This window comes from Glutamicibacter sp. AOP38-B1-38 (genome assembly GCF_052377485.1).
GTDB lineage: Bacteria > Actinomycetota > Actinomycetes > Actinomycetales > Micrococcaceae > Glutamicibacter.
In genome coordinates, this window is sequence record NZ_JBQSWU010000013.1 from 60995 (window position 1) to 81181 (window position 20187).

Genomic DNA, 20187 nt, shown 5'->3' on the forward strand with positions numbered 1-20187 from the left:
ATGAGCGCGCACGCCCCGCAGCCCGATGACTCCGCGGCTCACGCCCCGGTCCCGAACCTGAACATCGCCAACGTGCTGACCAGCATCCGCATCCTGATGGTGCCCTTCTTCGTCTGGGCCCTGCTGGCCGACGACCGGGAGCAGGGGCTCTGGCGCTGGGTGGCGCTGGGGCTGTTCGTGGTGGCCATGTACACCGACAAGCTTGACGGGGACCTGGCCCGCAGCCGCGGGCTGGTCACCAACTTCGGCAAGATCGCCGACCCCATCGCGGACAAGCTGCTCACCGGCTCCGCGCTGGTGGTGCTCTCCATGCTGGGTGAACTGGACTGGTGGATCACCATCGTGATCCTGGTCCGCGAATGGGGCATCACGCTCTTGCGCCTGGTGGTCATCCGCTACGGGGTGATCGCCGCGAATATGGGCGGCAAGGTCAAAACCGTGATGCAGGCGGTGGTTATCGGCCTCTACCTGCTGCCGTTCACCCAGACGATCGATTGGCTGGGCACGCTCGCGTTCATCTTGATGCTGGCCACCGTCGCGGTCACCGTGCTCACCGGGCTGGAATACCTGTGGAAGGCCGCCAAGCTGCGCGCCGCCGCCAAGGCCAACTAGCAAAGGTTCAACTTCATGGAACACCACGGCGCCGCGGTGATCGCCCAGGCGATCGCCCAAGGCAAGCAACTGGCCACGGCCGAATCACTGACCGCAGGACTGATCGCCGCCACCCTGGCCGAGATCTCCGGGGCGTCGGCCGTGCTGCGCGGGGGAGTGATCAGCTACTCCGCGCAGGTGAAGGCCGAGCTGCTCGGCGTGGATACCCAGCTGCTGAGCGAGGTCGGTTCGGTGGATGGTGAAGTTGCCCGGCAGATGGCGGTCGGTGCCCAGCGGGCCTGCGCGGCGGACCTGGCGGTTTCGGCCACCGGCGTCGCCGGGCCGCAGGCCCATGACGGCAAACCCGTAGGCACGGTGTTCATCGGCTGGGCGCACGGGAAGGACTCCGGATTCGTGGCTCACCACTTCGTCGGGGACCGGGTGCAGATTCGGGAACGAAGCACGCAAGCTGCAATCAATCAGCTAGCTGCCATTTTGGGTAAAGCTTCTTCACAGTAAGAGACGAGATACTATTAATCCCCTTGATCTTCACAATAATCCGTCTAAATGTGGCGTATGTCGCATATTTGTGATTAGGGTAAGGTGTCGGGAACAAAAGCGTATAACTTGATGTTGTACGAATTGAAGGGCCGCAAGGTCTGGCTCTTCGGATAAGAAGCATCTTTCGAGAAGGACCTAGGAGTAGAGGCTATACACATGGTGAAGCAACCCGTAACTGTCAATGGTGTCGTCCGTTGGCGCGATATGGGAGAAGCCCATTCGGTCCAGCCCGAGAAGGAGGAACACAAAATGGTAGTACTCCGACATGAAATCGGTGACGTCCTTCGCGATGTTCGCCAGCGCCAGGGCCGAACCCTGCGCGAGGTTTCCCACAGCGCCCGCGTTTCGCTTGGATACCTATCCGAGGTTGAGCGTGGACAGAAGGAGGCATCCTCCGAGCTGCTCTCCTCGATCTGCACCGCGTTGGAGGTGCCGCTGTCGTTGATGCTCCGTGAAGTCTCCGATCGCATCGCCTTGGCCGAAGGCGTGGTCATCCCGGACACCGTTCCGCTGGATCTGACCAATGAGTTCGCCATGGACGTCGACGGACGCAACGGCAAACCTCTGGCATCGGTTTAATCCCGACCTAAGTTTTCGACCCGAGGGCCTTCGCAAATGCGAGGGCCCTCGCGTTATGCATGGAAGAATATAACTCGTGAAAAACAGTGAATTCTGGCGGAATATGGATCATGAATTTGGTTCGGGCTACTCGCACATGCTGGCCGACTCGCTCGCGCTGACGGAGCTGGGCAGCCTCAACGCCACCCAGGCGCTACGCAAGGGAATCAAGCCCAAGCAGGTGTGGGAAGCGATCTGCCGCGCGCAAGATGTCCCGCCCGAGCGCTGGCTCGGCATGGACATCGAGCCCAAGGAAGCCTAGCCGCGCGCGACGCAGGCGCCCCGGCGTCTTCGAAGAATCGAAACATTCGAAACACCGCACGGCAATTTCGAACATCTGTTCGGATTAGGCTATTCTAGTAACAGCAGCACGAAGAGTTTGTCCACACCTCGGGCCCAAGCGGTCTAAAGTGTCGGTTGGCGCTCATACTGTCTAGATACAGTACAAAGATTGATTGGCAGGTCGCGCGATGGCCTGCATGACCAAAGGTGAACCATGGCAAGTAATGATCGGGAAAAGGCTCTCGAGTCCGTTCTGGGCCAAATCGACAAGGCCTTCGGCAAGGGCTCGCTCATGCGTCTGGGTGACACCACCCGCGCCGCCGTTGAGGTCATCCCCACCGGTTCGGTGGCATTGGACGTCGCGCTCGGCGTTGGCGGACTGCCTCGTGGCCGTGTCGTAGAGATCTACGGCCCGGAATCCTCGGGTAAGACCACCCTCGCGCTGCACGCGGTAGCCAGCGCACAGCGCGGCGGCGGCGTGGCGGCCTTCATCGACGCCGAGCACGCGCTGGACCCTGAATATGCCAAGAAGCTTGGCGTGGACACCGACGCACTGCTGGTTTCCCAGCCGGACACCGGTGAGCAGGCCCTGGAAATCATGGATATGCTGGTGGGCTCCGGCGCACTGGATATCATCGTGATCGACTCCGTGGCAGCCCTGGTTCCACGCGCCGAAATCGAAGGCGAAATGGGCGATAGCCACGTGGGCCTGCAGGCACGTTTGATGTCGCAGGCGCTGCGAAAGATCACCGGTCGCCTCTCGACCTCGAAGACCACCGCGATCTTCATCAACCAGCTGCGTGAAAAGATCGGCGTCTTCTTCGGCAGCCCGGAAACCACCACCGGCGGCAAGGCGCTGAAATTCTACGCCTCCGTGCGCATCGACATCCGCCGCATTGAAACCCTCAAGGAGGGCACCAACGCCGTCGGCAACCGTACCCGTTGCAAGATCGTCAAGAACAAGATGGCCCCGCCCTTCAAGCAGGCTGAATTCGACATCCTCTATGGCCACGGCATTTCCCGCGAGGGCAGCCTGATCGATATGGGCGTCGAGCACGGCATGGTCAAGAAGTCCGGTGCCTGGTTCACCTACGACGGTGACCAGCTGGGCCAGGGCAAGGAAAACGCTCGCCGCTTCCTGCGCGACAACCCAGATCTGGCCAACGAACTGGAGCGCCAGATCCTGACCAAGCTCGGCATCCTTGACAGCGGAGAAGAAGGAGAGGCCGACCTGCGAATCGTCGAGGGCGATAAGTAGTGGCCTCAGGCTTTCAGAAACGTAGCGTCCGACCCGGATCGAGATCCGGGTCGGACGCTACGTCCGTCTCCGCGCAGTTTCAGGGCGACTTCGATCAAATGCCGGATTGGGCCAAACCCACCGGGCAAGAGCTGGAGCAGCTGAAAGAACCTGCGCCCAAGCGCGCCGCACGCCCCGCCAAGTCCAGCCAGCGAACGCAAATACTGCAGGGCACCGCCGAGCCGGAAAAACCGCAAACCGTCGATGAGCTTCGCGCCGCGATGGACAATATCGTGGCCAGTAACTCCCCGGAAGCCGAAAGCCCTACCAAAAAAGAACGCCGGCAGGCCAGAGCCGAACGCCGTGCAGCACGCGAATCGGGCGAGCCGGAAGAGCTCAGCGATGACCAGTGGCAAGAAAAAGCCCGAGGCATCATCCTGCGCCAGCTCACCGCCAGCGACAAAACCAGCAAACAGCTCAAAGACAAGCTGCTGGAAAAGGAATGCCCCGAAGACATCGCCGACGAGGTCCTCGAACGCTACGCCGAACTGAACCTGGTCGATGACGAGCGCTTCGCGAAATCCTGGGTCGTCGCCCGGGCCCGCTCCCGCGGCCTCGCCCGGGGCGCGATCCGCCACGAGCTGCGCAGCAAAGGCATCGAAGACGAAGTCGCCGCCGAAGCGCTGGAGCAGATCGACGACGAGACCGAGGAAGCGCGCGCCCGCGAACTGGTGCGCGCCAAGCTCCGCCCGGCCTCCATGGGCCTGGACCGCGACAAGGCGCTGCGCCGGCTGGTAGGAATGCTCGGGCGCAAGGGCTATCACGGCTCGATGGCCTTCAAGGTGGCGCGCGAAGAATGGGAAGAGCGCTACGGCACCCGCTAACTGTGTTCTGCAACACCGCCTCACCCGCCGTGCAATGCAGCGCGCACCGGTACTTGGCTTGGTAGATTAAGACCCTCAGCACGGATAGCGGAGCAAGCCCAGGTTGCCGCGTTCCGAAGAAATAGGGGAAGAAATATGGCCGTGTGGCATGGCAGCAACTGGCAGCTTGAAGAGCCCATCGACGCCCAAACCGTGCTCGGCGTCACCTTCGGAACTGGTCTGCTCGATGAGGCGCTGGAAAATTCGGGCACCCTCGCCACCATCGTCGCAGCCATTCGCGCCGAGCTGGCCCGCCCGGTAGAACTGGGGCCGGGCCGCAGCTCGCTGCCCGAAGTGTTTGTGCGCGTGGGCAGCGACACCACCGACCTCACCGTGCGCGGTGACAGCCTCACCGTAGCCGCCGCGTGGAAGCGACTGCCCGCGCTCTTCGCATCCGCGGCCATCCCGGCCGGCACCCTGCCCATCCAACACGAGAACACCTTCTGGCCTGCCGATGTTCTGCAGCGCACCGGAAAGAACGCTGCGGCACTAACCGCGTTGCTGGCCTTCCCGGAACAGCTTGAAACACCGGCCCGGGAGACCTTCGCCCGACTCAACCCGTACTCCGGGCGCACTCCGGCGGTCTTCTACACCAATGATGCTTCGCTCATCGGCCACGTCTATCCGGTGCGCACCGATCCGCTGGGACGTATGACCGCAACCTGGGCCGATGGCACACCCAAACGTCATGGTACCCAGAATCCCTCCGCGCGGTTCGCGACGCTCGATCCGTTCAGCCAACCCGCCGCAGGAAACGGCACCGGCGCTGTGTACGGAAACAATACTCCGGTCATTCTCTCGGTGTTGGTCCCACGCTCCGCAGCCGGTTTGCTGGCCTCCCAGATACTCAAGCGCCAGTTGGCCCAGCGCGCCCAAGGCATCGTCAATGAACAATTGAATGCCGGGGTTGAGCATGTCGGCATGGGCGAAGACTTCTGCGCGATCTTCCACCTGAGCCACATGCTCGGCGAACAGCAGCGTCGGACGCTGATCCGCGACTTCGCCACCTCGATGACGTTGATCCCGGATGCCTGGCTGGCCGATATCATGGCCTACGCCGGCGATGTGGTCCACGATTCGATGCAGCGTACGCGAGCCGTACTCGGGATGGAACCGGATGGCAGCCCGTTGGAAAGCGACATCCGCGAGATCATTATCCGCGCCTCGGGGACTCTGCATGCGGCCGTCGATCCCGACGGCGGGTTGGTCGAGTATGGCGCCCAGCGTGCGGACTCGAAGACCGCTATTTCCGCTGAGGTATTCAAGGACCTGTCTCTGCCGACGCCGGTGCGACCCCGCCGCTACAAGTCTTGGGCGCCACGTGGCTTTAAGGGTGGGCCGTTCGCTCCGATCACGCCGCTGGTGGTGGGACGCGACTCCATTTTCATGGAGCGCTGGCAGCGGCTGAAACGACCGGGAATCACGGCAGGCAACGCCGTAGAAACCGCGGCCTTGCTCGCAGTGCTGGAAGATTCGCAGGGCAATATGTTCATCCTCGATGAAAAGCTGCGCATGCTCACCATCTACCCGCAGCTTTACCTCGCCGCAAAATCCCTGCGTAAACGCGTCGAGCAACGCATCGCCGACTCGACACCTCGGTTGCGCGTCGAGTCACGGCTCACCCAATCCGATGCGGCACATTGGCGCACCCGCCGCAGAACCGGGCTGGCACTGATGTGGGGCAGTGTAGCGGCAGTCGGCGGCGTGCTCATCGGCGCCGCCGTGATCCAGGGAGTAACCCAACGCGCGGCGGGTCCGGTCTTCGAACGACTGAACATCACCGAACCGGCCGAACTGGCAAACGGCACGGCACTGACAACCTCGGGATTTGAGATCAAGCATCCCACCCTCGAACGCCAAGAGTACGTGGTGGGTGTGGACGTGAATATCTGCGCGGGCGAGGACACCAAGGCCACCGGCGTCGCCCCGGACACTCAACGCCGGATTTCACCCGATGACTTCAGGATGCTAGACAGCGGCTACATCTACGCGGAACGGATCCCGACCCCCAATCAGCTCGAAGAGCGCGTGCTGGCTCCGGGCGAATGCGCCGCCGGATCGCTGACCTTTGAAGGGCGCAAGCTCGACTTCCCGCGCTTGGCCTACTCAAACGCGATGGACGACGACATCGTCTGGTACAGCTACGGCACCATGCCCGAACAGTTCCAGTAGGTTTACCCGAGCTAGACCTCAAACTAGATCAGCAGGTTCTGATCCGAGCGCCTAGGCCGGCAGTGATCGCCGAAAATTTTCCGTTGCCAGCCAATGACCCGGCTGTTCAGGAAAACCAGGAAACTAGTGGATTCTTGCTGCCGGGATTATGTCATTGATGCAGGGCTCCCGCACCGTGCGCTCAGCACAAGTGGGCACATTTCTTCCTAGGCATGCCTACGTTTCCGCGCCCCTGAAGATTCGGTAACCTTGAGGGGTGAGTGAGTTCGACGAGATGACCCCAGCAGATACCGAGAATCCTTCGCGCACCTACGAGGTACGCACCTACGGTTGCCAGATGAACGTGCACGATTCCGAACGGCTCTCCGGGCTGCTCGAAGGCGCGGGGCTTGCCCGCAAAGCCGAAGCCGACGACGACGAAGTGGCGGACGTCGTGGTGTTTAATACCTGCGCGGTCCGTGAAAATGCTGACAACAAGCTCTACGGAAACCTCGGAATGCTCAAAAGCGTCAAGGACCGCCGACCGGGAATGCAGATCGCTGTCGGTGGCTGCCTCGCGCAGAAAGACCGCGAAACGATCCTGAAGAAGGCCCCTTGGGTGGACGTCGTCTTCGGCACGCACAATATCGGTTCGCTGCCGGCCTTGCTGGACCGCGCCGAACACAATCAAAAGGCTGAATTGGAGATCCTCGAATCTCTGGATGTCTTTCCTTCCACGCTCCCGACCCGCCGCGAATTGGTTTATGCCGGTTGGGTGTCAATCTCGGTTGGCTGCAATAACACCTGCACCTTCTGCATCGTGCCCGCGCTGCGCGGCAAGGAACGCGACCGCCGCCCAGGAGAGATCCTCGCCGAAATCGAGGCGCTGGTAGCCGACGGCGCGATCGAGGTGACCTTGCTGGGGCAGAACGTGAACTCCTATGGCGTCGAATTCGGCGACAAGCTGGCCTTCGGCAAGCTCTTGCGTGCTTGCGGTGAAATCGAGGGACTGGAACGGGTGCGCTTCACCAGCCCGCACCCGGCCGCCTTCACCGACGACGTGATCGAGGCGATGGCCGAAACCGCGAATGTGATGCCGCAGCTGCACATGCCGCTGCAGTCCGGCTCCGACAAGGTCCTTAAGGACATGCGCCGCTCCTACCGCTCGAAGAAATTCCTCGGCATCCTGGACAAGGTGCGCACGCGCATCCCGCAGGCGGCGATCACCACCGACATCATCGTCGGATTCCCAGGTGAAACCGAGGAAGATTTCCAGGCGACTCTCGACGTGGTCGAGGCATCACGTTTCTCCACCGCCTTCACCTTCCAGTACTCCAAGCGCCCGGGCACCCCGGCAGCCGAGCTGCCCGAGCAGCTTCCCAAGGCAGTGGTGCAGGAACGCTTCGAGCGGCTCACCGCACTGCAGGACTGCATCGCCAAGGAAGAAAACGCCAAGCAGCTCGGGCGCACCGTGGAAGTCATGGTCACCGAACAGTCCGGACGCAAGTCCGAGGAAACCCACCGCCTGGCCGGCCGCGCCCAAGACCAGCGGCTGGTGCACTTCTCCGTGCCGCAAGGCGCCGAGCAGCCTCGCCCGGGCGATCTGGTCACCGTGCCGATCACCGAGGCCGCGGCCTTCCACCTCGTCTCCGATCCGACGCTCGAAGAGTATTCGCTGCGTCGTTCACGAGCCGGCGACGCATGGGACCGCGCCCAAGCCGAGAGCTGCGCGGTGCCTGCCGCCGGCAGCGGCGGCGCGGCAAGCCGAACCAACCTGGGCATGCCGACCTTGAAGGCGCGCAGCTAACCGCATGAACTCCACTCAGCTGCCGGTGATCTCCATTGTTGGACCCACCGGAACCGGCAAATCGGATCTGGCCATCGCGCTGGCCCAAGAATTGGGCGGCGAAATCGTCAACTCCGACGCACTGCAGTTCTACCGCGGCATGAACATCGGCACCGCAAAGCTCGCCGAAGCCGAGCGCGGCGGCATCCCGCACCACCTGCTGGACATCATGAATATCCGCGAAGAGGCCTCCGTCGCCCAGTTCCAGGCCCAAGCCCGCGACCACTTCGACCAAATCCGCTCCCACGGCAAGGTGCCGATCATGGTCGGCGGCTCCGGGCTTTACGTACGCGCCGCGCTGGACGTGATCGACTTCCCGCCCACCGATCGCGCGGTCCGGGACCGGCTCGAAGCCGAGGTGCAGGAGCACGGGGACGGCGAGCTGCGCCGCCGGCTGGCAAAGGTCGACCCGGTTTCCGCGGACCGCAACCTCGATACCCGGCGTGCCGTCCGCGCGTTGGAGGTCTTCGAAATCTCCGGGCGCCCCTTCAGCTCCTACATGCCCAACCGCGAGTACTTCCAGCCGGCGCTGCAGATCGGACTAAATTACGAGCGTCCCGCGTTACACGAGACACTGGCCGAACGCGTCCGTAAAATGGACCGCATGGGGCTGGCCGAGGAGGTTGCCGAACTCTTGGGCCAGGGGCTACGCGAAGGCAAAACCGCCGCGCGCGCCATCGGCTACCAGCAGTACACCGACTACCTGGACGGCAAGATCGACCGGGGCCAAGCCATCGAGGACACCATCGTGGCCACCCGGAAGTTCGCCCGCCGCCAGCTGACCTGGTTCAACGCCGACCCGCGGGTGCACTGGCTGAACCCGAAAGAACCCGGGCTGCTGGGCAAAGCACAGCAGCTGCTCCGCCCGAGCGACCCCACCATCTAAAGGAGCGCGATGTACCGCACCGAACTAGCCCAGCTTGCCGGACTGCCCTTCGCCAAGGGACACGCCACCGGAAACGACTTCGTGCTGCTCGCGGACCCCGAGGCCAAGCACGAGGTGACGCCAGAGCAGGTCGCGGCCCTGTGCCACCGCAGGTTTGGCATCGGCGGCGACGGGCTGATCCGCGCCGTGCCCACCTCCCAGGTCCCCGGCTTCGAGCAGCAGGCCCTGGAGCAGCCCAAAGCCTACTGGTTCATGGACTACCGCAATAACGACGGTTCCATCGCCGAAATGTGCGGCAACGGCGTACGCGCCTTCGTGCACTTTCTGCTCGCCGAGGGGCTGGTCAACATCCCGATCGGTGCCAGCCTGCTCATCGGCAGCCGCGCCGGCGTCAAGGAAGTCACCCGCCTGGCCGACGGCTACGCCGCTAACCTCGGCCCCTGGGGGCTGATCTTCGAGGAACAGGCCGCGGCGGACTCGGTCGACTCGATGGTCAAGCCGCGCGGCTGGGAGCAGGCACTTCCCGCTTTGAGCATCACCATGGGCAACCCGCATACCGTGGCGGCCCTGCCCGATGCGCAGATGCTGGAGAACCTCGACCTGTTTTCCGCACCCGAAGTATCCCCGGCTCCGCCGAACGGCAGCAACGTGGAATTCGTGGTTCCCTCCGAACCGCTGATCACCGATGGCGTCGCGCAGCTGAAGATGCGCGTGCACGAGCGCGGTGTGGGGGAGACCCTCTCCTGCGGCACCGGGGCCTGTGCCGCGGCGGCCGCCATGCGCTACTGGGCGCGCGGCACGGCACTGATCAACCAGTGGGCCGTCGAAGTGCCCGGCGGGCTGGTTGGCGTGGAATTCGCACCTACCGACGACGGCAAGGAAGACACGATTCTCTCCGGGCCCGCCGCATTGGTGGCCCGCGGCGTGATCGGCGCCAACTAACCCAAGACGAAAACAGCCTGCTACCGAATCACTGGATTCGGTGGCAGGCTGCTTCGCTTAAGTCTTCAATCCCGGTTAGGCCGGGCGGGCCACTTTCAGCACGCGGAAGGCCTTGGCTGTCGCTTCGCGGGTGATCTTCCAGTCCTCCGGCAACTGGGTTCCCAGCCACTTCTGCAACGAGTCGCTGCCCAGGTTCTTCTGCACCACCAGCCAGGCGTCGCCGCCCGGTGCCAAGCGCGGAAGCCAAAGCAGCAGCAGTTCGTGCAGGGCTTCCTTGCCGATGCGGATCGGCGGGTTGGACCAGATGGTGTCGAATTCAAGGTCCGGATCCACCGAGTCCGGGGTGCCTACGGTGATTTTGGACAGCCCCATGCTTTGCGCATTCAGCTTGGCAAGATCGATCGAACGCTCGTTGACGTCCACACCGAAAACTTCGGACTCCGGGCTCTGCAATGCGGCGGTCAGCGCGATCGGGCCCCAACCGCAGCCGATGTCCAGGATCCGCCCGCGCGGGGTCGGGACATGCTCCAGCAGCACGGCGGTGCCCTTGTCCAGCCCGGCGGGGGAGAAGATGCCCGGCGCCGTCTGCACCTGATGGCGCTGGCCGTTCAATTCCACCGCGATGCTGCGGCGTTCGTCGGCCGAGGCGGGGCTGGCGCTGAAGTAATGATCCGAGGTCATGCACCAAAGATTATCGCCTGCGCGCAAAGCCGGGCAAACAACGTGAGCTACACGATATAGGCGCGCGGCGCATTCCACTGATAGAGTTTTACCTATGACTTTGATTTTCGTCTAATACGTAACCCACTCGGTTACCAGGGTTCCCCGGAGAACCGGCGCTGATTTCGCGCGCCCACCGGATACATGAACCTGCAGACGGCAAGGTCCTTTTCTTTTTCTTTCTGGATTCTCCGCACCACTTCGTGCCCCGCCGCAGTCTCTTGGTAACCGCCCCTTCACCTGATCACCGACAGCAATTTGTCTTGAGCACAAGGACCGGTATGACCGAACACCCACCGACATCTGATCGCGCCACCTCGCGAAGTGGGGGTACCCCGCACTATTCTGTACAGAGAAGTTCTTCTAAGGAGACCATGACTAACTCCGAGTCACACGAGCAAGACGCGGCATCAATGGATGATGCCCAGATCAAGGCAGCCATCGACCGCATTCTGGCGGCCGACGACGCACAAGCCCCTGCCGTATTCCACGCCGACGAACCGGTCGAGGAGCACATCTTCTCCGGACAGGCGACCGCGCTGAACCGCTTCTCCGCCGAGCATTCATCCTTCGACGGGGACCAAGACGATTTAGCCGACCGCCGCGCGCTGCGCCGCGTGGCCGGGCTCTCCACCGAGCTGGAAGATGTCACCGAGGTCGAATACCGCCAGCTGCGCCTGGAGCGCGTGGTGCTCGCCGGCATCTGGACCTCAGGCAGCGTCACCGACGCGGAGAACTCCTTGCGCGAACTCGCCGCGCTGGCCGAAACCGCCGGCTCCGAGGTGCTCGACGGGGTCGTCCAGCGCCGCAGCAAGCCCGATTCCTCCACCTTCCTCGGCTCCGGCAAGGCCATCGAGCTACGCGACATCGTCGCGTCCACCGGCGCCGATACCGTCGTGGTGGATGCCGAACTCGCCCCCTCGCAGCGCCGCGCGTTGGAGGACATCGTCAAGGTGAAGGTCATCGACCGCACCGCGCTGATTTTGGACATCTTCGCGCAGCACGCCAAGTCCCGCGAAGGCAAGGCCCAGGTCGAACTGGCGCAGCTCGAATACCTGCTGCCGCGCCTGCGCGGCTGGGGCGAATCCATGTCCCGCCAGGCCGGTGGCCGGGTGGGCGCCGCCGGTGGCGGCATCGGTTCGCGCGGTCCGGGCGAAACCAAGATCGAAATGGACCGCCGCCGCATTCGCGACCGGATGGCCAAGCTGCGCCGCGAGATCAAGGCGATGAAGCCTGCCCGCGAGGCCAAGCGCGCCAACCGCAAACGCAACCAGGTCCCGGCCGTGGCCATCGCTGGCTACACCAACGCCGGCAAGTCCTCGCTGCTCAACCGGCTGACCAACGCCGGGGTGCTGGTGGAGAACGCGCTGTTCGCCACCCTGGATCCCACCGTGCGCCAATCGGAAACCGCCGACGGGCTGACCTACACGCTGGCCGATACCGTCGGGTTCGTCTCCAACCTGCCCACCCAGCTGGTGGAGGCCTTCCGCTCGACGCTGGAAGAAATCGCCGACTCGGATTTGATCCTGCACGTGGTCGATGCCTCGCATCCGGACCCCGAGGGGCAGATTAAGGCGGTGCGCACGGTGCTGGCCGAGGTCGACGCGCTGAACATTCCCGAGATCATCGTGCTGAACAAGGCCGATGTGGCCGACCCGATCGTCATCGAACGGGTGCGCAATCGGGAGTCGAACACCACGATCGTTTCGGCGCGCACAGGGGAAGGCATCGAGGCGCTGCTCGAGCAGATCAGCAGCTCGATCCCGCGGCCCGAGGTGCAGTTGGAAATCCTCATCCCGTACGACCGCGGAGACCTGATCGCCAAGCTGCACCAGAGCGAATCGGAAATATTGGAAAGCGAACACACGGATCACGGAACCCGGATGATCGTCAAGGTGCGAGAATCCCTCGCGGTTCAGTTGGAGACTTTCAACCTACATGGATAAGCAAGAGCAGGTCCTGGACCTTCTGGAAACCGCGGTGACCTCCATGGGCGGCCAGATGCGCGTCGGCCAGCAGCAGATGGTCAAGCATATGGTCGAGGCCCTGGAGGACGAAAAACACCTGCTGGTGCAGGCCGGCACCGGCACCGGGAAGTCGATGGGCTACCTGATCCCGGCGCTCGCCCATGCGCAAACCAGCGCGAAGCCGGTGATCGTGTCCACCGCAACCCTCGCCTTGCAGTCCCAGATCGTGGGGCGCGATGTGCCGCGGCTGCTCGAAGCGCTCAAGGGCAAGCTCTCCCGCCCGATGGACGTGGCTCTGCTCAAGGGCCGGGCCAACTACCTCTGCCAGTACAAGCTCGGCGGCGGGTACCCGGATGACAGCGAGGGGACGCTGTTCGAAATGGACGCGCCGGCCGCGCCGGCCGGACAGATGTTCTCCCCGCTGGCCGCCGAGGTGCTGAAGCTGCGCGACTGGGCGGAGAAGACCGATACCGGGGACCGCGACGAGCTGGTCCCCGGGGTCAGCGACAAGGCCTGGAAACAGGTTTCGGTCTCGGCCATGGAATGCCTGGGCGCCCAAAAGTGCCCGATGGCCGATGAGTGCTTCTCCGAAATGGCCCGGGCGCGGGCCGCCGAATCCGACGTGGTCATCACCAACCATGCGCTGCTCGCGGTCTCCGCTTTCGAAGGCCTCTCGGTGCTGCCGGACTTCGAGGTCGCGATCATCGACGAGGCCCACGAGCTGCAGGACCGGGTGACCAGCTCGGTCTCCGGAGCGCTTTCGGCACGCGGGGTGCTCACCGCCGCCGGCGGCGCCAAAAGGCACTGCGGCGTGAACGTCGACGAGCTGACCAAGGCCGCCGGCCGACTGGAGAAGTCGCTCACCGGGGTGCCCACCGGGCTGCTGGAGCGCGGGCTGCGCGAAGATATGGGCATCGCACTGAACGACATCGTCGAACAGGCCCGCCTGGTGCTGGCGCTGTCCAAGCCGGAGGCGAACGCCCCGGCGGACGGGGGCCGGCAGACCGCCCGCTCGCAGATGCAGGCGGTGATGGACGACGCGATCCGCATGCTCGAAGCCGAGGAACGCCGCGAGGTGCTCTTCACCTCCCGCCCGCGCGAATTCATCGAGGGCCGCGGCTACGTGGAAACCGATGACAGCCAACCGGCGACGCTGAACATCGCCCCGCTCTCGGTGGCCGGCAAGCTGCGCGAGGGCCTGTTCGACGGGCGCACCGTCGTACTCACCAGCGCCACCCTGGCCATCGGCTCGCAGTTCGATTCGGTGGCCGGATCGCTCGGGCTCATGGGCCAGGGCGCCCCGACCTGGACCGGGGTGGACGTCGGCAGCCCGTTTGACTACCCGAACCAGGGCATCCTCTACGTCGCCAAGCATCTGCCCAAGCCCGGGCGCCAGCTGGCCGCCGAGACGCTGGACGAGATCGAGGACCTGATCACCGCCTCCGGCGGCGGCGCGCTGGCGCTGTTCACCTCCAAGCGTTCGGCCGAGGAGGCCGCGGCGATCCTGCGCGAGAAGCTCGACGTGAAAATCCTCTGCCAGGGCGACGCGAGCATGAAGTCGCTGGTCGCGGACTTCTCCGCGGAGCGCGACACCTGCCTGTTCGGCACCATGACCCTCTGGCAGGGCGTGGATGTTCCCGGGGATTCCTGCCGCCTGGTGATCATCGACAAGATCCCCTTCCCGCGCCCCGATGACCCGATCTCCAAGGCCCGCACCGAGGACGTGGCCAAGCACGGCGGCAACGGCTTCATGCAGGTCTCCGCGACCCACGCGGCCATCCGCCTCGCCCAGGGCGCCGGCCGTTTGATCCGTTCGGTGCAGGACAAGGGGGTGGTCGCGGTCCTCGACTCGCGCATGGCCACCGCCCGCTACGGCTCATTCCTGAAAAGTTCGCTGCCGCCGATGTGGCCGACCACCGACAAGAAGGTCATCACCGGCGTGCTGCAGCGCCTGAAACCGGAAAAGTAGCCGGCGCCGGAGCTTCCACTCCCGCTTATCCACACCCTGCGCCCGATCCGCCGGCCCCCGCCCGCGGACCGGGCAAGGTGGGGGCATGGAAGAACTCACCAGCAACCAGGCGGCCCTCGGGGCGATGGCCCAGGCCATCACCACCCTCGATGCCGCCTGCGCGCAGCTCTCTTCCGAGGAACTGCCCGCCGGCCAGGCCGCCTACTTCGCCTGGCTGGCCGAACGCACCGCGCAGACCCTGTCCCGCCTGCAGATCCATGCGGCGGACGCGGTTCAGCGCAGCGGCAGCCATCAGCTGGATACCGAATCCCTAGATGCCATCGCCGACGCTGGCGCCGCACCCACGGACGAGCAGCTCGCCGCACTGCACGGCACCTGCACGCTGGGCCGCAGCAGCTTCAAGGACGCCGCAGACCTGCACTCCGGCTGGCTGGGCATCGCCCACGGCGCGGCCCTCTCCCGGCTCGCGGCCGCCGGCTCGCTGATCGCCAAGGTCACCGAGGCGGGGGAGCGCACCACCCCCGATTGCCCGCAGCTTGCCACCCACTTCGCGAACCGCAACGTGGATCCGCGCCCAGCGATCGGTGCCGCCCGGGCCATCCGCAACGCCGAAGCGGACCTGCCCGGCCCGCAGGCCCGTGCCCAGCTCGAAGCGCAGGCAGTCAGGCTCATCGCCCAGGAGCCGGCCAGCGCCGCGAAACACCTGTCCGGCCTCATCGCCGAACAGCTCCAGTCCCAGCGCCCGCCCGAGGCGCTGTTCGACGAGGCCGGGCTCTTCCCCCGCGGCACAAAAGGCGGGCTGGTCATCTACCAGCTCAAGGTCTTCCCGCACGATGCCGAACTCATCGAGTCGCTCCGCGCTAAAATCGACAACCCCAACACCATCGCCGGCAACCGCGAGCAGCTCAACGAGCTCGTCCACGCCAGCTATCCTAAGCACGCCGAGCCCACGCCATCTGCCGAGCCCACCCCATCGGTCGAGCCCGAAACCCCGGTTGCGCCAATGCCACCCACCCCCAGGGAATGGGATGATGCACCGAGCATGCCTGGTTGGGCCCGCACCCCGGATGCCGAAGCGACGGAAGCCGAACCACCGAAACCACCCAGCAACCTCGCCGCGCCGCCCGAACGGCCCTTCGAAGACCTGAGCCCGGCCCTGCGCCACCTGACCGGATTGCTCGCGGTGCTGCGCGCCAATCGCGTCGGCGGCAAGAATCCGGGCGCCGGGCTGATCACCCCGCAGGTGATCGTGCACCTGAACTACGAGAAAATGCTCGATGGCGCCGCCAGCTTCGCCAGCACCGAAAACGGTCTGCCGCTGACCGCGGCGTCGGCCCGAACGCTGATGTGCAACGCCGGAATCTACCCGGTGGTGCTGGACGGCAAAAGCCAAGCGCTGGACATCGGCCGATCCAAACGCCTTTTTCCACCGCATATGAAACGCGCTCTGGCGGCCCGCGACCGCGGTTGCATCTACCCGGGCTGCCGGATGCCGGCCAGCCGTTGCGAGGCGGACCACGTCGACCCGTGGGAGGAGGGCGGACAGACCCGCGTGGATCGTGGCGTACTGCTCTGTCCCATGCATCACCACGCACGCCATGCCGGGCTTTTCAGCCTCGTGGTGGCCGAGGGCAAACCTCCGGCGGTGCTGCTGCCCAAATTCTTGGACCCCGATCAACAACCGCGGCGCAACACCTACTGGTTCTCGGCCGCCGAAGTGCTCGCCGCCTGATCCCGCCCGCTCGATGTGCTCGATGCCGGCGGGCGAAGCGGCTACGCTGGTGCACACAACCGGAGAACTGAGTAGTGGGAGCCGACTCGTGAATGAAGCGCAGCATCAGCCAGGCATCCACGATCCCGCACACTGGGAGGCCCTGGCCGCGGTGGCAGGCGAGGACCTGCACGCCCGATTCGGCCATCGGCTCATGGGCCTGCCCGGCACCTGGATCGGCTCGCTGCATGCGATGCCTGCCGCGCCAGCGCCTAGAAAACGCCCGCGCCCTTGGTCCGAATGGCACTACTGGTGGCAGGCACACTATCTCGACGCGATCCTCGACGCGGCCTTCCATGAGCTGCACTCCGGTCACCGGTGCGCGGCCCAGAGGCACTGGCGGCGGGCCAAACAGCTGCTGCGCGGCATCCTGCTGCGCAATTTCGGCCGCTTCCCGAATTACTTCTACGACGACATGGCCTGGTTGCTGCTTGCCAGCCAACGGCTCAATGGGCTGAGCCAGCAGCTCACCGCCCGCCCGGCGCTGCTCGCCACCCTAGCCATGCGTGCACTGGGTCGACAGCTGGTGCGCGGCCAAGACGAGAAGCTCGGCGGCGGGCTTTACTGGTCGCGCAAACGCGACTTCAAGAACACGCCCACCAACGCCCCGGCGGCCCTGTATTTCGCACGCATCGCGGATTTAGGCACCGCCACGGGGCTGCTGGACTGGCTGCGCCGCGAGCTTTACAGCACACCTTCCGGGCTCTACCTCGACGGCATCCGCCTGACCGCCGGCGGCCCGCGCACCGAGGAAGCGATCTACACCTACAACCAGGGCACCGTGCTCGGTGCATTGCTGGCCACCGGGTCCGCGGAGCATCTGGCGCAAGCTGTCTCGCTGATCCAGGCGATCAACGATCGGCTCGCCACTGCGACACAGGGCCTGCGCCTGGAATCCGGTGGAGACGGCAATCTGTTCACTGGAATCCTCTGCCGCTACCTGGCGCTCGCCGCGAACGATGAACGCCTGCCCGCCGCGACCCGGCGCACCGCCGCGCGATTGGTCTGCGACACGGCGAGCCAGCTCGCGGACCGGGTCGAGACGGAGCTTTCTGCGGCCACCCAACGCTGGACGATCCTCCAGGCGGCCGGGCGCGTGAGCCTGCCGCCGAGCCAGCTCGACGCAAAATAAAAGCCATCCGGTCTCACCGAGAATGGGTGAGGCCGAATGGCTCGTTGGAACAGACTTGCCCGCTACAGCGAGCGCATCACCGACACGACGCGTCCCATCACCGTGGCAGCGTCGCCGAGAATCGGCTCGTAACGTGAATTCTGTGGCAGCAACCAGGTGTGGCCATCGCGCTGACGGAAGGTCTTCACCGTGGCTTCCTCGTCAAGCAATGCGGCCACAATATCGCCGTTCTCCGCGGTCTGCTGGCGACGGACGACCACCCAGTCGCCATCGCAAATTGCCGCATCCACCATCGAATCGCCCGACACCTTGAGCATGAACAGCTCGCCGTGGCCAACCAGCTGGCGTGGTAGGGAAAAGACGTCTTCGACGGTTTGCTCCGCCAAAATTGGTCCACCGGCGGCGATGCGTCCGACCAAGGGAACCATCGTGGTATCCGCCGAGGAGCTCAGCTCGATGACCTTCGTGTCCTCAACGGGTTCCGGCGCGCTCTGCGGCTCGCTGCTTCCCTCGCCGTCCTCCGCAAGCTGCAACGGAAGCAAAATCTCCATGGCTCGAGGACGCCTCGGGTCGCGACGAATGTACCCAAGCTTTTCGAGCTGACCGAGCTGGTGAGTCACGCTCGAAAGGCTTTTGAGCCCGACCGAGTCGCCAATCTCACGCATCGACGGCGGATAGCCATTCTTGCCGATCGCACGCTGGATGGTTTCGAGGATCTTTTTCTGACGTATCGTCAGCGAACGGGCGTTCGACCGGGGAGTGCGCTGTGATGCTGACATGTATTTTTGCCTTCCCTTGCATTCGGTCCTCAGTTCGAAGCTACAAACTGTCGGTGCCCAATGTTGTGATGTATTCATTGATCGACTACTTCGAAATCTTAGTTGATCACAGGGCTTCTTTCAAAGATTTGTTCGAAAACATCTGGACAAGTTCGATCTGGCTCTGTTAGAAAAGATGTACTAGTATCGAACAGGTGTTCGAAGATTGCATTCGAATATTGGTTCGCATCACACGTAACCGTTGAGGAGAAAAAGTCGTGGCAACTCTGGCACTTCACCCACAGCAGAGCAAAAGACCAATGAGGATCCGCATCAACCGTCGGGGTTGGGCAGTACTGGTAGGCATACCGGTCTTCCTGCTCACGATCGCCGCGGCGTTCATGTTCACCATGTTCACCAGCAGCGCCCAAGCATCCACGGACCTGCCCAGCGGCCCGGCGACTGTGGAGGTCACCGTGATTCCCGGTGACACTCTATGGGGGCTGGCCAGCGAGTACGCTGCAGGCTACGAAGTCAACGCGGCGATGAACCACATTGAGGAATTGAACTCCATCGATGCTGGTGTGCTGTACGTCGGGGACACTTTGGATATCCCCGTACTTTCAAACTAGGTGCCAGCTCACCATTGTTACCTGTTCTTGTCGTGGATTCACCGGCGAGAGCGCCTCACCATTAGAATTAATGCGTGAATGACCGTAGTGAACTTCTGAGTCAGCTGCCCCTGCGTGAGAATCTCCGCGGGCTATCCCCATATGGAGCGCCACAAATTGACGTTCCCATTCAGCTGAACGTCAACGAGAACACCCATCCATTGCCAGCGACAGTTATCGATGCCATCGCTCAGGAAGTAGCCAAAGCGGCTGCCGGCCTGAACCGTTACCCGGATCGTGAATTTACCGAATTGCGCGAGCTGCTCGCCGACTACCTCGGTCACGAACTGACCCGCGACAACATTTGGGCCGCAAACGGCTCGAACGAAATTCTCCAGCAGATCCTGCAGGCCTTCGGCGGCCCGGGGCGCAGCCTGCTGAGTTTCGTCCCCACGTACTCGATGTACCCGTTGCTCGCAAGTGGCACCGATACCGAATTCATTGCCGGAAACCGTGCCGAAGACTTCACCCTCTCGGCCGAATCCGCCGCCGCGCAGGTGCGCGAACACCGCCCAAACGTGGTATTCCTGTGCTCCCCGAATAACCCGACCGGAACCGCACTGGGCTTGGACGTTATCGAAGCGGTCTATGAGGCCGCCAGCGAAACCGACGCCATGGTGATCGTGGATGAAGCCTACGCAGAATTCTCGCTGGCAGGTACCCGATCGGCGCTCACCCTGCTCGAAGGGCGCCAGCGCTTGATCGTCTCGCGCACGATGTCCAAGGCTTTCGGCCTGGCCGGCGCCCGCGTGGGCTATCTAGCGGCGGCCCCCGAGGTGACCGACGCGATTCGCCTGGTGCGCTTGCCCTATCACCTCTCGGCGGTTACCCAAGCAACCGCCATCGCTGCGTTGAAGAATATCGAGCTGCTGCTCGCGCAGGTCGAAGACATCAAGACCCAGCGCGACCGCATCGTGTCCACGCTGATCGATCTCGGCTTGAAGCCATCTGTCTCGGATTCGAACTTCGTCTTCTTCGGCGGACTGGAGGATCCGCACGCCATCTGGCAGGGCCTGTTGGATGCCGGCATCATTGTCCGCGACAATGGAATCAAGGGAACGCTGCGCGTCACCGCCGGCACCGAAGCCGAAACCACCGCCTTCCTGGAGCACCTGGCCTTGTTGCTGGGTGCCCAGAAGTAGAATTCACCCACAAGCGAAGG

At 64.0% G+C, this 20187-nt stretch carries 18 protein-coding genes; 16 read left to right on the forward strand and 2 right to left on the reverse strand.

The genetic code is table 11. The annotated features are described in order from the left end of the window. From pgsA to dapF, 10 genes are all read left to right on the forward strand, one after another. Complete coding sequence (gene pgsA, locus ACT3TP_RS09470) at positions 1-612, forward strand: CDP-diacylglycerol--glycerol-3-phosphate 3-phosphatidyltransferase (RefSeq protein ID WP_096288105.1); 612 nt, start codon at positions 1-3, stop codon at positions 610-612. Between the two features lie 15 nt (positions 613-627). Beyond that, positions 628-1110 (forward strand): CinA family protein, encoded by a 483-nt coding sequence (locus tag ACT3TP_RS09475; protein ID WP_096288103.1) that lies wholly within the window; start codon positions 628-630, stop codon positions 1108-1110. Positions 1111-1308: 198 nt separating this feature from the next. Then, complete coding sequence (locus ACT3TP_RS09480; RefSeq protein WP_096288101.1) at positions 1309-1731, forward strand: helix-turn-helix domain-containing protein; 423 nt, start codon at positions 1309-1311, stop codon at positions 1729-1731. Positions 1732-1807: 76 nt separating this feature from the next. Continuing rightward, the gene (locus tag ACT3TP_RS09485) at positions 1808-2032 is read left to right on the forward strand and encodes a DUF3046 domain-containing protein (protein ID WP_096288099.1); all 225 of its coding nucleotides are present in this window, start codon (positions 1808-1810) and stop codon (positions 2030-2032) included. A gap of 234 nt (positions 2033-2266) precedes the next feature. Beyond that, entirely contained in the window at positions 2267-3310 is a 1044-nt protein-coding gene (gene recA, locus ACT3TP_RS09490) for a recombinase RecA (protein ID WP_096288097.1), read from the forward strand. Positions 3311-3408: 98 nt separating this feature from the next. Beyond that, positions 3409-4173 carry a regulatory protein RecX gene (locus tag ACT3TP_RS09495; protein ID WP_096288095.1) on the forward strand — a complete coding sequence of 255 codons (765 nt, stop codon included), beginning with the start codon at positions 3409-3411 and terminating at the stop codon, positions 4171-4173. Between the two features lie 135 nt (positions 4174-4308). Beyond that, positions 4309-6384 carry a hypothetical protein gene (locus ACT3TP_RS09500; protein WP_444620463.1) on the forward strand — a complete coding sequence of 692 codons (2076 nt, stop codon included), beginning with the start codon at positions 4309-4311 and terminating at the stop codon, positions 6382-6384. Between the two features lie 274 nt (positions 6385-6658). Next, complete coding sequence (miaB, locus tag ACT3TP_RS09505; RefSeq protein ID WP_444620492.1) at positions 6659-8170, forward strand: tRNA (N6-isopentenyl adenosine(37)-C2)-methylthiotransferase MiaB; 1512 nt, start codon at positions 6659-6661, stop codon at positions 8168-8170. Positions 8171-8174: 4 nt separating this feature from the next. Next, complete coding sequence (gene miaA, locus ACT3TP_RS09510) at positions 8175-9095, forward strand: tRNA (adenosine(37)-N6)-dimethylallyltransferase MiaA (RefSeq protein WP_096288091.1); 921 nt, start codon at positions 8175-8177, stop codon at positions 9093-9095. 9 nt (positions 9096-9104) lie between these two features. Further along, the gene (gene dapF, locus ACT3TP_RS09515; RefSeq protein WP_444620464.1) at positions 9105-10037 is read left to right on the forward strand and encodes a diaminopimelate epimerase; all 933 of its coding nucleotides are present in this window, start codon (positions 9105-9107) and stop codon (positions 10035-10037) included. 75 nt (positions 10038-10112) lie between these two features. Here the strand turns inward: dapF and ACT3TP_RS09520 are convergent, their stop codons facing one another. After that, on the reverse strand, positions 10113-10718 hold the full coding sequence (locus ACT3TP_RS09520; RefSeq protein ID WP_444620465.1) for a class I SAM-dependent methyltransferase: 606 nt from the start codon (positions 10716-10718) through the stop codon (positions 10113-10115). Positions 10719-11038: 320 nt separating this feature from the next. Between ACT3TP_RS09520 and hflX the strand changes: the two genes are divergently transcribed. The 4 genes from hflX to ACT3TP_RS09540 all read left to right on the forward strand — a co-directional run bounded on the left by hflX (position 11039) and on the right by ACT3TP_RS09540 (position 17596). Next, a complete protein-coding gene (gene hflX, locus ACT3TP_RS09525; RefSeq protein WP_444620466.1) occupies positions 11039-12703 on the forward strand; it encodes a GTPase HflX in 1665 nt (554 codons plus the stop codon). After that, on the forward strand, positions 12696-14693 hold the full coding sequence (locus ACT3TP_RS09530) for an ATP-dependent DNA helicase (RefSeq protein WP_444620467.1): 1998 nt from the start codon (positions 12696-12698) through the stop codon (positions 14691-14693). The genes hflX and ACT3TP_RS09530 overlap by 8 nt, the downstream gene beginning before the upstream one ends. A gap of 85 nt (positions 14694-14778) precedes the next feature. Beyond that, entirely contained in the window at positions 14779-16425 is a 1647-nt protein-coding gene (locus tag ACT3TP_RS09535) for a DUF222 domain-containing protein (RefSeq protein WP_444620468.1), read from the forward strand. 49 nt (positions 16426-16474) lie between these two features. Further along, positions 16475-17596, forward strand: coding sequence for a glycoside hydrolase family 76 protein (locus tag ACT3TP_RS09540; RefSeq protein WP_444620469.1), 1122 nt, complete (start codon positions 16475-16477; stop codon positions 17594-17596). Positions 17597-17658: 62 nt separating this feature from the next. On the opposite strand, the gene lexA is transcribed toward ACT3TP_RS09540, so the two are convergent. After that, the gene (gene lexA / locus ACT3TP_RS09545) at positions 17659-18375 is read right to left on the reverse strand and encodes a transcriptional repressor LexA (RefSeq protein ID WP_096288076.1); all 717 of its coding nucleotides are present in this window, start codon (positions 18373-18375) and stop codon (positions 17659-17661) included. A gap of 257 nt (positions 18376-18632) precedes the next feature. Between lexA and ACT3TP_RS09550 the strand changes: the two genes are divergently transcribed. Continuing rightward, complete coding sequence (locus tag ACT3TP_RS09550; protein WP_444620470.1) at positions 18633-18986, forward strand: LysM peptidoglycan-binding domain-containing protein; 354 nt, start codon at positions 18633-18635, stop codon at positions 18984-18986. 74 nt (positions 18987-19060) lie between these two features. After that, positions 19061-20167, forward strand: a complete 1107-nt coding sequence (locus tag ACT3TP_RS09555) for a histidinol-phosphate transaminase (RefSeq protein ID WP_096288072.1) — start codon at positions 19061-19063, stop codon at positions 20165-20167. Positions 20168-20187 lie beyond the last annotated feature (20 nt).